This is a genomic window from Pseudomonas campi (assembly GCF_013200955.2).
GTDB classification, from domain to species: domain Bacteria; phylum Pseudomonadota; class Gammaproteobacteria; order Pseudomonadales; family Pseudomonadaceae; genus Aquipseudomonas; species Aquipseudomonas campi.
Map to the genome: position 1 here is coordinate 2,660,478 of NZ_CP053697.2, position 12,664 is coordinate 2,673,141.

Annotated in this window: 12 protein-coding genes; 2 read left to right on the forward strand and 10 right to left on the reverse strand. The window is 65.3% G+C overall.

The window, feature by feature from the left end:
• Positions 1–36: 36 nt before the first annotated feature.
• Positions 37–714, reverse strand: a complete 678-nt coding sequence (locus tag HNE05_RS12400; protein ID WP_173207622.1) for a Fe2+-dependent dioxygenase — start codon at positions 712–714, stop codon at positions 37–39.
• A 426-nt stretch (positions 715–1,140) separates the two neighbouring features.
• Here HNE05_RS12400 and HNE05_RS20575 point away from each other — a divergent pair, with 426 nt between their 5' ends.
• Positions 1,141–1,266, forward strand: a complete 126-nt coding sequence (locus HNE05_RS20575) for a hypothetical protein (protein ID WP_275678491.1) — start codon at positions 1,141–1,143, stop codon at positions 1,264–1,266.
• Positions 1,267–1,346: 80 nt separating this feature from the next.
• Entirely contained in the window at positions 1,347–2,183 is an 837-nt protein-coding gene (locus tag HNE05_RS12405; protein WP_173207625.1) for a dienelactone hydrolase family protein, read from the forward strand.
• Here the strand turns inward: HNE05_RS12405 and HNE05_RS12410 are convergent, their stop codons facing one another.
• The 9 genes from HNE05_RS12410 to HNE05_RS12450 form a co-directional block, all read right to left on the reverse strand.
• Entirely contained in the window at positions 2,184–2,732 is a 549-nt protein-coding gene (locus HNE05_RS12410) for a hypothetical protein (RefSeq protein WP_240008755.1), read from the reverse strand.
• 285 nt (positions 2,733–3,017) lie between these two features.
• Positions 3,018–5,486 (reverse strand): hypothetical protein, encoded by a 2,469-nt coding sequence (locus HNE05_RS12415; protein ID WP_173207628.1) that lies wholly within the window; start codon positions 5,484–5,486, stop codon positions 3,018–3,020.
• 54 nt (positions 5,487–5,540) lie between these two features.
• Positions 5,541–6,455: a hypothetical protein gene (locus tag HNE05_RS12420; RefSeq protein ID WP_173207631.1), complete on the reverse strand. Its 915-nt coding sequence runs from the start codon at positions 6,453–6,455 to the stop codon at positions 5,541–5,543.
• Entirely contained in the window at positions 6,452–7,036 is a 585-nt protein-coding gene (locus HNE05_RS12425) for an RNA polymerase sigma factor (protein ID WP_173207634.1), read from the reverse strand. Before HNE05_RS12425 ends, HNE05_RS12420 begins: the two co-directional genes overlap by 4 nt.
• A complete protein-coding gene (locus tag HNE05_RS12430; protein ID WP_173207637.1) occupies positions 7,037–8,806 on the reverse strand; it encodes a vWA domain-containing protein in 1,770 nt (589 codons plus the stop codon). It lies immediately after the preceding gene.
• Between the two features lie 90 nt (positions 8,807–8,896).
• Positions 8,897–10,336 carry an aminotransferase-like domain-containing protein gene (locus tag HNE05_RS12435; RefSeq protein WP_173207640.1) on the reverse strand — a complete coding sequence of 480 codons (1,440 nt, stop codon included), beginning with the start codon at positions 10,334–10,336 and terminating at the stop codon, positions 8,897–8,899.
• A 222-nt stretch (positions 10,337–10,558) separates the two neighbouring features.
• Positions 10,559–11,368, reverse strand: a complete 810-nt coding sequence (locus HNE05_RS12440; protein ID WP_173207643.1) for an OmpA family protein — start codon at positions 11,366–11,368, stop codon at positions 10,559–10,561.
• A complete protein-coding gene (locus HNE05_RS12445; RefSeq protein WP_173211667.1) occupies positions 11,365–11,637 on the reverse strand; it encodes a DUF4398 domain-containing protein in 273 nt (90 codons plus the stop codon). Before HNE05_RS12445 ends, HNE05_RS12440 begins: the two co-directional genes overlap by 4 nt.
• A gap of 91 nt (positions 11,638–11,728) precedes the next feature.
• Positions 11,729–12,556 carry a substrate-binding periplasmic protein gene (locus HNE05_RS12450; RefSeq protein WP_173207646.1) on the reverse strand — a complete coding sequence of 276 codons (828 nt, stop codon included), beginning with the start codon at positions 12,554–12,556 and terminating at the stop codon, positions 11,729–11,731.
• Positions 12,557–12,664 lie beyond the last annotated feature (108 nt).

The following is a 12,664-nucleotide window of genomic DNA, read 5'->3' on the forward strand; positions in this document are numbered from 1 at the left end:
TCGTGGCCTTTTGCTTTGCGCGGTCAGCTGCCCCTATCAGACCTCGGCCCAGCGCCGCAGCAAATTGTGGTAGACCCCAGCCAGCTGCACGCAGCTGGCATGACCGCCACCCAGTTCGCGGTTGAGCTGCTGCACGCTGTTGTCCAGCTGAAACAGCAGACTGCGCTCGGCATCGTCGCGCACCATGCTCTGAATCCAGAAAAAAGCCGCGATCCGCGCCCCACGCGTCACCGGCGTAACACGGTGCAGGCTGCTTGCCGGATAGAGAATCAGGTCGCCTGCCGCCAGCTTGACGCTGTGGCTGCCGTAGGTGTCGTCCACCAGTAGTTCACCGCCGTCGTACTCCCCTGGCGCACTGAGGAACAGGGTGGCAGACAGATCGGTGCGCATGCGCTCTCCCTGCTCGCCAGACACGGCATTGTCGACGTGCGCACCATAGGACTGGCCGCCCTGGTAGCAGTTGAAGCGCGGTGTGAGAATTTTTTTCGGCAACGCTGCCGAGACGAACAGCGGATTGCGCTCCAGCGCCTGCAAAATGACCTGACCCAGGGCCTTGGCCTCAGGCGCATCGACCGGCAGCTGCAGGTTGTCCTTGACCCGGATGGCCTGGTGCCCGGCCGTTGTCCGACCATCCATCCAACGCGCCTGCAGCAACACCTGGCGAAACTCGCCGAGTTGCTGCTCGCTCAGGACCTGCGGAATGCGCAGCATCATCTTTGATTTCTCCCCAATCAACGCGCCGGCTGCGCAACAGATAGCGACTCGTTCTCGGCTTGTGAGCACAACAAACACCGGCTCAGGCGGAAACAGCTAGCCCCGGCGCCACCCATACCTCTTCGCCATGCAACTCGGCACTGATCTGCGCCAGACACCCACGATAGTACCTGTGGAACAGACAAGCGTGTGCGTGCTCGCTAATCGCTGCACCAGCCCCAGGCATACATGCCTAGGGCCTGGACACCGCCACCCTGGCCGCAAGCGGGCGGTGACCGATCCACACTAGCGGCTGATCTACCCCATTCTTCCGCATAACCTGCTGCATCTCCTCCGCCAGCATGATGGGGGCTGCCCGCGCGGTGGCAGAACCGTAGCATCGGAGAAATCCTCTGTGGGGGCGCGCGAAACGGCCCGCGCACGGCTATGGACCTAGTCGACCGTTACTGCGGCGTGGCACTGGTGCAGCTGTACCAAGTGGTGCAGCATGCTCCCGACACCACCGAGGTACGCCTGATGCTGGCGCGTATTATCCAAGAGTCGCTGGATTAGCTGTTCAGGCTCGACTTCCGCTACTTCGTCGATACCCTTCCCCATGGTCCGGGCGGCAAGTTTGAGGAGTTCATCCGCACATGCGACTAAGCCATCTCCTGCCGCTGTTCGGCCTAGCACTGCTGGCAGCCTGCGCTTCTTTCCCCAGCCCCGACGAGCGCCGCCAGCAGGCCGCCGCCCTGGCGCAAGGACAGCACTGGCAGAGTCTTGAGCTGCAGGCCGGGGCCTTTCGGCTGCAGGCCTATGTGCCACGGGCCGCAAGCGCCAGCGAGGAGCTGACGATCTATCTGGAAGGCGATGGCTTCGCCTGGCTCAACGCCCGCCAGCCCTCCCCCGACCCGACCCCGCTCGATCCCCTGGCCCTGCGCCTGGCCCTGGCGCAGCCAGACGGCCATGCCGCCTACCTGGGCCGGCCCTGCCAATATCTGGATGGCGAACGCCCGCCCTGTCAGAAACGCTACTGGACGCAAGCACGCTTCGCCGAAGAAGTGGTGCACAGCCTCGACCAGGCTGCCGACCAGTTGAAGGTACGGGCCGGCGCGCAGCGCCTGGTACTGGTCGGCTATTCCGGCGGCGGCGCCCTGGCCCTGCTGCTGGCAGCGCGGCGCGAGGATGTGGCGCGCGTGGTCACGGTCGCCGGCAATCTCGATCATCTCGCCTGGACTCGTCATCACCGGGTCACGCCGCTGCAGGACTCACTCAACCCGGCGACGCTGCGTCCACACCTGGCAGGTGTTGAACAAATTCATCTGCTGGGCGAGCAGGATCGGGTGATTCCACCACGGCTGGTCGAGGCCTTCGTCGCTGGCTATCCGCCCGGCCATCGTGCTCAGGTCCGGATGCTGGCGGGTTATGACCATCGCTGCTGCTGGGCTGAAAACTGGGCGCAGCTTTGGCGCCAGAACGCCCAGCCCTGACTAGTTACGAAACTCGAACTGCAGCTCGGCGCCTTCCACCGAATCCCAGTAGTCCTCGCTTTGGTCGTTGGTGATCAAACGGCCATTGAGCTGGAACGGTCCCGGCTCGGTCGGTTTTTCCCCGAACAGCGGCGGCAGCAAAGGCTGCTCCGGCAACTCCTGGAGCGGCTCGCCCAGCTCCATCTGCTCGACCAGTTCGGCGGGCAGACGCAGATCGAGTTTGGCCGGTGGCAATGGCTGGGGTTTGACCGGCCGCGCTTTGGCGACCGCTGGCGGCGGCACCTTGGCGCGAACGGGCTGATTCTTTTGCGGCTGGCTGGACGTTGCAGCAGGTTTGGCGCTGACGGCCGGCTTGCTGGCAGCCGCCTCAGTGACGACTGGAGTGACGACTGGCTCTGCCGGCACACGGGCCGGCGGCTCGCTCGCCGGAACGGGCGCTGCCTCGGTGCGCGGCGGGGTCGGCAGCGGCGCGGGGGGCTTGGGTGGTTCGTCGCAGGCCGCGAGCAGGCCCAGCGCCAGCACCAGAGCAGTGATACGAAAAGCTGTCATGGCAGGCAGGATCGAAACAGGACGCCTTATGCTCCCCCCTGCCCGGCGTTATGGCAAGCAGAGCGCCTTGCCCTGATGTTTCAGCCGAGAGTCTGTTTCAGATCTAGCGAGCTAGAGAAAAACAAGGCGATGGTGGCTGAGGAAGCGGAGTTTACAAGTTGTAAATGAGCATGACTTGCTCCGCTCACCCCTTCGGGGCCGCCCTGAAGGGCGTTGGCCGCAGGCGTCCTCCGAAGCCACTATCAACGCAGTTTTTCCGACGCGCAGCAGATCCGAGACAGGCTCTCAGCGCCAGGCTTGCAGATGGCTGCCATCCAGGCGCTGCCACTGGCCGGCCCGCACCAATTCCTCGGGGGGCAGCCACAACGCGCCACGCGCTTCGAACTGGACCGTGGACAACGCCAGCAGCTGGCTCAGGTCGATATGCCGCGCCTGCCATTCGCCAGCCGAGTCTTCGTGTTCCCAGTCGCTGGGCAGCACCCGCAGCTCGATGCCGCTGGCGTCGAAGCGCAGGAACTGCGGCATGCAGCCGATATGGCTGGCCGTATCGCGCAGGGTGCGCTGCTGTACATCGAGCAACAGCAGGTGCCATTGATCGGTGTCGACCTGCTCGCTGGCCTCCATGCGCCGGATATAGCGGGTCAGGGCCAGGTAGCGGCCATCCTCCGACCAGATCAGCGACGGCCCCAGATTGGCCAGGCCTAGGCCGGAAGCAGTCAGTAAACAGCCGCCACCGCGCGGATGGCGCTCGCGCAGGTAGTGGTCGCAAAACTCGCTCTGTGCGCCGAACAACCAGGCCGCATCACCGCCGCCTGGCGCCGGCAGAACGAAGTCGCCATCGCCATTGGCCACCTGCGCTCGCTCGACCAGGCGCCAGTTCGGCAGCGCCTGCAGATCCTGTTCAGCAACGCGCAGAGCGAGTGGCTGGTAGTAGGGCCGCGTGCTGTCGTCCCCTTCGACAAAGCGCGCGGCGCGCTCGGCGGCCGGGGCGGCCTGGTCGAAACGGCGCAGCGGCGTATCGCGCTCATCCCGGCCCAGGCGCCCGAGCACCTCGGCCAGGCGTAGCACACCGCCGCGGAAATCCAGCAGGCGCGCCACCAGCGGCTGCCCGGCGTAAGCCAGCAGGCGGCGCTGCTGCAGATCGGCCACATAGACCCGATGCGGCACCGCCGGCGCCTCGGCAAAGGCCAGCAGGGCCAGGTAACGACCGCAATCGGAAACCCGGTGATCGAGCAGCCACTCGCCTTCCAGCTGCCAGTCGCCGATGCGGCAGGCATAGGCGCCCAGGCGACCATCCTGGCTGTCGCGGCGCCAGTCGAAGCGCGCGGCCACGTCGCCGAGCAGCGGCTGGCTCAACAACCCCGCTTCACCGCGCACACCCTGCCCGGCCAGCGCCTGCAGCAAGGTCAGGCGGCTACGGCGGTACTCGCCGAGCAGAATGCGGCCTTCGGCATCGTGGCCCACGCCGATCTCGATGTCGCTGCAGGTGCTGTGCAGCCAGTAGCCAAAATGCAGGTGATCGAGATAGGGCGCGTTGAAGGTGCCGGCCAATTGCAGCTGATCCTGGTCCAGACGTACAAGCGCATCCCAGGACAGATCCGGCTCGTCTGCGGCCTGAACCCAGCCGGCTGGCAGTTGCCGCCAACCCTGGTCGGCCTGCCACAGCCACAGCTCGCGCGGCCAGCGCCGGATGGCAGCCAGGGTGATGGCGTGGCAGACCAGAGCCTGGCCATCGGCACGCCACAGCGGCTGCTCGTTGGCATCGATCAGCAGTTCGCTCAGCGCGCCATCGATCTCCAGGCGCAGCGCCGGGTAACGCAGCAGTTCGGTGGGGTCGTCCAGCTCGCGCAGGTTGTCCGGCAGGTGGCTGATGCCACGCAGGCGATGCTCGCCTGCCGGTGCGGGGAACGCCTTGTCCGCCGACGCTTGGTGCCAGCCCGGCTCCAGCCACAGGTCGCGCACCGCCACCAGGTCGACGCCCGTGCTTTGCGCCAGCAGGTCGGCCAGTGGCATGCGATAGCCCTGGTTGCCCACCAGCGGGCTGTGCCGACCGCTGATGGCCTGGTCGGTGAACTCGTCGATTTCCCAGAACTCGCCGATCTCGGCGTTGCGGTACACGCGCTTTTCCTGGCGATCGAGGATCAGCAGACCCCAGCCCTCGCGGCTCGGCAAGGGCGCGGCGAAGTAGCGGCCGCTGCTGGAAAAGCGCACAGAAGAGCCGAGGCCGTCGAGCAGCACACCATCGGGAAACAGGTAGGTGCCGTAGGTTGGGCCACCCATGGCGATCTCGCCCATGGACAGACAACGCACCGGCTCGCCCTCCGGCGTCAGCAGGTCATCGCCGTGCCAGGCGCTGCCCCCGCGCTGCGCGGGCGCCTCGATCGGCTGCGGCTTGGCCTTGGCCAGCCCCAGGTAGCGCTCGTAGCTGCTCACACAGGCCATGCCGATCAGCAGGAGAATGACGCAGACCGGAATACCCCACCAACTGGACATCCAGCTGAACACGGCAAAGCTCAAGCCGATGACCGCGGCAGTCAGCAACCAGCTCAGCGCCTTGGCGGTTTTCGGCCACTTGAGCCAGGCGCACAGGCCGGTCAGCAGGCCGAACGACAGCACCACAGCCAGCGCCGCCAGAGGATGCAGCAGGGCCACGGCGGCAATCGGCACGATCAGTTTGGCCAGTTCCCAGAGCAACATCAGAACGATCTTGCTCAGCGATGCCTTGGCCTCTTCCGAGGTTTCTTGGTACGACACGGCGCGGCTCCTTGCGCTTCGCGGGAGCCGCATTTTAGCCGTACGCCAGCGCCACTAGCGGGAACTGGCCGGCTTTTCCGACTCGGCCTCCAGGCGCTTCAGCTCGGCATCCAGGTCCAGCTGCGGATACTCCGGGCGCAAGGTCTGCAGCAATTTATCGGCCTCGTCCTGCCGGCCTTCCGCGCGCAGGCGCAGGACATCGCGCAGACGCGGCTCCAGTGCGGACACTTCCTCGGCCAGCACCGAGGCCTGACCCGGAGTCACCGTCTGCGCACGCGCCTGCGCCTGAGCCTCCTGAGCCCGGGCTTTGGCCTGGGCCACTGCCATCGCCTTGGCCTTGGCCGCCGCACGGGCGCGGGCCTCTGCCTCGGTCAGCGGAGCTGCCGGCCCGGCCAGGTCTTCAGCGGCAGCTACATCGCTCAGTGCCTCGGCCGGCGGCGCTGCGGCGGGTTTGGCCGGTGCCGCCTGACGCTGCAGGACGTTGGCCGACGCAGCGGCCCCATAGGACGCGTTGCGGTCGACCGCTCCACCAATGGACTCGGCCGCCTCGGCCTTCTTGCTCGCCGCCTGGGCTTTTTTCTTCTCCACCTCGGCAAACGGTTGGTGAGCCTCGCGGGCCACCTTCGGCGCCATTTCACCCAGCATGGGTGCTGCCGGCGCCTCGGCAGCGACCGGCGCAGGCATATCGTAGGCAGTGGGCGCCTGTTCCTGGGTGCGCCAGGTCAGGCTCAGGCTGATGCCCAGGGTGGCCAGGCCGGCAAATGCCACCGACCAGCGGGTACGGCTGCCACGGCCGAACAGCCAGCCATGCAGGCGCTGGGCAGCGCTGGGCGTGGCTGGGGCGACGGCCTGGCGGGCGGCGGCAAGGATCAGCGCATCCACGGCGGCAGAGGGCTCGCCCTGGCTGTGCTGGCGGTAGTGCTGCAGCAGTTGCTGTTCCTGCTGCAGATCTTTGTCTTGGGGGCTCATGCGGATACCTCCTCGGCCGAAGCCGGATCGGCCAGCAGCCGACGCAACTTGTTCAACGCGTAACGCAGACGACTCTTCACGGTTTCCGCCGGGGTCTGGGTGAGGTCGGCAATCTCGTGCAGTTCCAGATCACCATGGGCGCGCAGCAGGAACACCTCGCGCTGCTCCTCGGGCAAATCGGCCAGGGCCGCCTGCAGGCGCTCCTGGTCACGACTGAGCAGCAGTTGCTGCTCGGGTCCGGGGCCCGGATCGGCGCTGGCGTGCTGCTGCTCGTCGTACTCATCGAGCTTTCCCTGGTGGCGACCGGACTTGCGCCAGTGGTCGATCAGGCGGTTACGCGCGATCTGGTACAGCCAGGTCTTGAACAGCACCGCCTCGCGTTGCTCGCTGGCGCTGCGGATCAGGCTCATCCAGGTGTCCTGGAACACCTCCTCGGCCAGGGCATGGTCGCCACACAGGCCCAGCAGGAAACGAAACAGGCCGAGGCGATGGCGCTCGTACAGCTGCGCAAAGGCCCCGGCATCACCTTGGCGATAACGCCGCAACAAGGCGGCGTCATCGTCTCTGAGGGGTTGGTTCAATTAGTCGATCCTGACTTGAACGTTTTGCGGAGTTTGCAGGCTTTGCGCAAGCTCCACCAGTTGCACGAACTCGGCACGCAGGCCGTAGCGGTCCTCGCCCTTGGCGCCACGGGCCAGCTTGGCGCTATCCGCCAGGCCGAACTCGCCGGTGTATTTGCCCTCCTTGAGCTGCTGAGCGAAAGCAGCCACGGCGGCGGCGAAGCGCAGGTCCTCGCTGGCCTGGGCGATCGGGGTGACACGCTCGCCCTTGTCGATCGGCACCTCGACCAGTTTGCTGCTGCCACCCTCTGGCGCCTTGTAGCGCAGGCGCAGCCAGGCGATCTCGCCGGGTTTGCCCGCGCCCTTGCCAGCCTCGGCGTAGCGCAGCGGCTCCAGCCAGCCCTCGGCGCCGACCGGGACGATTTCATACAGCGCGGTGACCGTGTGCCCGGCACCGATCTCGCCGGCGTCGATCTTGTCGTTGCTGAAGTCCTCGCGCTTCAGCGCGCGGTTCTCGTAACCCAGCAGGCGGTACTCGCTGACCTCGGCCGGGTTGAACTCGACCTGGATCTTCACGTCCTTGGCCACCACGGCCAGGGTCGAGCTGAGCTGATCCACCAGCACCTTGCGCGCCTCGCGCAGGTTGTCGATGTAGGCGTAATTGCCATCGCCGGCGTCGGCCAGCTGCTCCATCAACTGCTCGTTGTAGTTGTCGGTGCCGAAGCCCAGGGTGGTCAGCGACACGCCCGTCTTTCGCTTGTCGGCGGCCAGCTGCTTGAGAGTCTCAAAGTCGCTGATGCCGACGTTGAAGTCACCGTCGGTGGCCAGCAGGATGCGGTTGATACCGTCCTTGAGCAGGCCCTTCTGCGCCTCCTGGTAAGCCAGCTGGATACCCGATTCGCCAGCAGTGGAGCCACCGGCGCTGAGCTGGTCGATGGCCGCGCGGATCTTGGCCTTCTCGCTGCCTGCGGTGGATTCCAGCACCACGCTGGCATTGCCGGCATAGGTGACCAGGGCCACGCGGTCCTGCGGGCGCAACTGGTCGACCAGCAGTTTCAGGGTGCTCTGCACCATCGGCAGGCCTTCGCGGCGATCCATGGAGCCGGACACGTCGACCAGGAACACCAAGTTGGCCGGCGGCAGCTCGGCGGCGCTCACATCAGAAGCCTTGATCGCCACCCGTAGCAGGCGGGTCTGCGGGTTCCACGGTGAGGTGGCCAGCTCGGTGCCGACGCCGAATGGGGTGTCGCCCTTGGGTTGCGGGTAGGCATAGGGGAAGTAGTTGACCAGCTCCTCCAGGCGCACCGCGTCCTTGGGCGGCAGGCTGCCGTCGTTGAGGAAGCGCCGCACGTTGGCGTAGCTGCCGGTGTCGACGTCGATGCTGAAGGTCGACACCGGTTGCTCGGCCACGGCATGCACCGGGTTGTCGGCAACTTTCTGGTACTGCTCGCGGTACACGTCCTGATAGCCGAACTGGGCACTGTCAGCCAGCGGCGCCGGCGCGATCATCGGCATGCTCTGCGGCATCATCTTGCGCGCCTCCATGGCGCCGGTGACGCTGGCCGCTTCGGCCTTGATCTTGGCCGGCGCGCGATAGGCCGCATTGGCATCGACTTCCTCATGCAGCACGTGCTGCTGCACGACCGGCTCGACCGGCTTGGCCGCGGCTTTTTTCTCGGCGTCGCTAGGGGCGTCGTTATTGGCGGCACTGCAGGCGGCCAGCGCCAGGGCAAGGCCGGCGCTGAAACCGGCGAGCAGGGGTTGGCGGATCAGGGTGGTGAGGTCGGACATGATGGCGGTCTCCTGGGGCGAAAGGTTCACTCGCTCAGGTAGACGACGCCATCCAATCATTCGGGTTAAGCCGGGTGAACAATCAATCTCTCAGTGCAGCACCCCGGCCTCCTGGCACAGCTGCCCGGCCAGCATGCCAAGGGTCATCATGGCCCGCTCGGCCTCGCGATTCCACGGCACGCCGCAGGTCAGGCGCAGGCAGTTGTTGAACTGCTCGGTGTTGCTGAAGATCAGCCCCGGCGCCACGCTGATACCCTGCTGCAAGGCCCGCACATGCAGTTCCTTGGCGCTGACCCGCCCGGGCAGGCTGACCCAGAGGATGAAGCCACCATGCGGACGGGTCATCTGCGTGCCTTCCGGGAAGTACTGCTGCACCGCCAACTGGTAGGCGGTCATGTTCTTGCGGTACTCCTGGCGGATATGGCGCAGGTGACGGTCATAGCCGCCATTCTCCAGGTAGGCGGCCACGCCCATCTGGGTGACGCTGCAGGCCGAGTGGGTGCTGAAGGTCTGCAGGCGCGCGATCTCGTCCTGGTGACGCCCGGCGATGATCCAGCCGATGCGCACGCCCGGCGAGATGGTCTTGGAGAAGCTCGAGCAGTACACCACCTGATCCTCGCGATCGTAGGCCTTGAGCGCCTTGATCCGGCCGGGCTCGAACAGCAGCTCGCCGTAGATATCGTCCTCGACCACCTGGATGCCGTAGTCGCCGGTGAACTTGAGCAGCTGCTTCTGGCGCTCCTCGGGCATGCTGCCGCCCATGGGGTTGCTCAGTCGCGAAGTCAGCACCAGGGCCTTGATCGGCCACTGGTTGGCCGCCAGCTGCAGGGCTTCCAGGCTCATCCCGGTAGTCGGGTCGCAGGGAATCTCGATGACCTTGAGACCGAGCAACTCGGCCAGTTGCAGCAGGCCGTAGTAGGTCGGTGACTCGGCGGCAATCAGGTCGCCGGGCTTGGTCAGCACGCGCAGGGCCATGTGGATGGCATCCACGCAACCATGGGTGATCACCACTTCCGACGGATCGACCACCACCCCGGCATCGCGCATGCGGATCGCCACCTGGCGCCGCAGCGGCTCAAAACCGGGGCTGAACATGTAGCTGAAGGCACGCGGACTGTGGAAACGGGTGACCTTGGCCAGTTGCTGGTGCAGCGCCCGTGCCGGCAGGTAATCGACATGCGGCACGGCGGCACCCAGGGGGAACACGCCGTCCTGGCGCGAGTCGGTGAGCACCTGGCTGATGATGCTGCTGCGGGTGACCAGACTCGGCAGCTCGACCCGCGCGATATCCGGCGTCGAGGCCGTCAGCGCGGCACTCTGGTGCACGTAGAAGCCGGATTGCGGACGGGCACGGATCAGCCCCTGGTCTTCCAGATTGGCGTAGGCCTGCAACACGGTGGCGTGGCTGACGCTGAGCTGCGAGCTCATCTTGCGTACCGATGGCACCCGCTCGCCGGGCTGGTAGACGCCGCGGCGGATATCCTCGGCGAGCTGTTGGGCGATGCGTTGGTAAAGCAACAAACTGGTCATGGCGAACACTCACTGAGCCCCTGCACCAGAACAGTAGCCGAACATGAGCAATATCGATGGGTACAGTTGTCGGTTTTCTCGACCGTACAGCACAGATCAGCCTGTTTTGCCCGGCCAACTGTGCCGCTACCCTACTCCCGCCAGTACAACCATAGGCATCTCGCAGACAGAAAAAACCCCGGTGCCTCGCGGCTACCGGGGTTGTTTCGAGTCTTGCTTGGCTCAGCGACCGGGTTGCAGCTGCCCGGTCTCATCGGAAAAGACGATTTCTACCCGACGATTCTGCGCACGACCGCGACTGGAGGCGTTATCCGCGACCGGATAAGCCTCGCCAAAACCCTTCACGCTGATGCGCTGGCTGTCGATGCCCAGGTCAACCAGGACATCGGCTACGGCCTGCGCGCGGGCACGGGACAATTCAAGGTTCTCCTTGGCATCGCCACGCCCGTCGGTGTAACCCTCGATGCGCACAATGCGCCGCGGGTTGAGCTGGAGGAACTGCACCAGCTTGAGCACCGTACGGTTGGCCGACGCCTTGAGCTCAGCACGCCCGGCATCGAACAGGACATCGCCCAGGGTCATCACCAGACCACGATCGGTCTCGGTGGCCGCCAGATTGTTGGCCATCTGCTCATCGAACCACTGCCCGTGTTGCTGCAGGCTGAGCAGCTTGGCTTCGCGCAGGGCCAGCTGCAGGCGCTGACGCTCCAGCTCCAGCTTGACTGCACGCTCCTGGTTCAGGCTCAGCTCGCTGTGCTGGCTGGCGATAGCGCTATAGCGCTGGCTGAGATAGGCGTAGTGCAGCACGTCATCGTTGCTGCCCCAGTAGCTGGACAGGCGCTGCGCCCGCGCCAGGGATTCGCCGGCGCGGATCACATCCTTCGGCGCGCTGCGCAGGACGTCCGGGTTTTCCTTGACCTTCTGGAAGCTCGCTTCGGCGGCAGTCAACGCTTCGACGCTTTCCTGGCTGGCACAGCCACCGAGCAGGGTCAGGGACAGCAACACGCTGGCCAGGCCATGATTACGAGTCACTGCTGATCTCCCAGTTGCTTGCGCAGACGCGTGATGCGGGTATTCAACTCATCCAGCTGCGCCTGACTCTTCTGCGTCAGCACCTTGGCCTCGGCCAGGCGCGCATCCAGTTCGGCCTGTTCGGCGAACACCCGGGCGCGCTTGAAATCTTCCTCGCCCATGTTCTTTTCCGCTCGGGCGAGTTTCTTCTCGGCCAGCTGCATTTCGACTATCTGCTCATCGGCACCTACCGCCCGGGCCTGTTCCACAGCCTTGACGGTGAGCCCCATCTGGGTGGTCGGTGCAGGGTCGTTGGCACAACCGACCAGAAGCAGCGAGGCCAGGGCGGCGCTTGCAATTTGCTTGTTCACTGAACGTTTCCTACTCACTCGGCGGGACACTGGCGGGCTGCAGCTGCTGGCTTTTCCAACGCTCAAGATTGCGTTGCAACAAGGTTTCCGGCAGCCCGGTGGCGGTCAATTCTGTCATTTTTTTCGCCAACTGTCCGCGCAGCCAGGGATCGTTGCAGGCGGAGTTGTGCGACAGGGTAAGGAACAGGCCCTCACTGGAAATTGGGGGTTCCAGCGCCTGTAGGTCTTCCATCAGGCCGAGGGTATTGGCCAACGCCACTCCGGGGTAGCGCTCGTAGAGCACGTATTCGGTGCGCCCGAGCAGCAGTTTCTGGAAGGCCTGGGTCAGGCTGGGCACGCTCTCCAGGGTCAGGTTGGCCTTGGCGAAGGCATCGAACTGCTGGCCAAAACTGTTGTTGACCAGGGTCCCGCCAACGCGACCGCGCAGGTCCTCCCAGCCGCTGTAAGGAAACTCGTGCCCCTTGCGCACCCAGATCATGCTCGGCGTGATATAGAAAGCCGGATGCACGTAATCCATGCTTTCCAGGCGTGGCAAGGTGAGGAAAGCGCCGGCCAACAGATCGACGCGACCGGTGCGCACTTCATCCTGGGCGCGGGACCAGGGACCGGTGTGCATGACCTCGATCTCGACGCCGATCTGCTCGCCGATCTGCTGTAACAGATCGGCATTGGCGCCGATCAGCTTCTGGGGGTTCTGCGGGTCACGCCAGAGGTAAGGCGGGTACTCCGGATTACCTGTCGCTACCAGGCGCTCGCACTTGCCTGCTGCCACGCCCAGCATCGGGGCCAGCAGACTCAGCAGAAGCAGCGAAGACGTAACAAACGACGGAGCGCGCATGGGCAATGTCCCGGCTTGATGTTCAAAGAGGCATGCGTCATATCTGACAGCCCGGAAGCGTATTAATGCTAGCGTAAAGCCAGCCTAAATAATTATTAGCGATAAGGA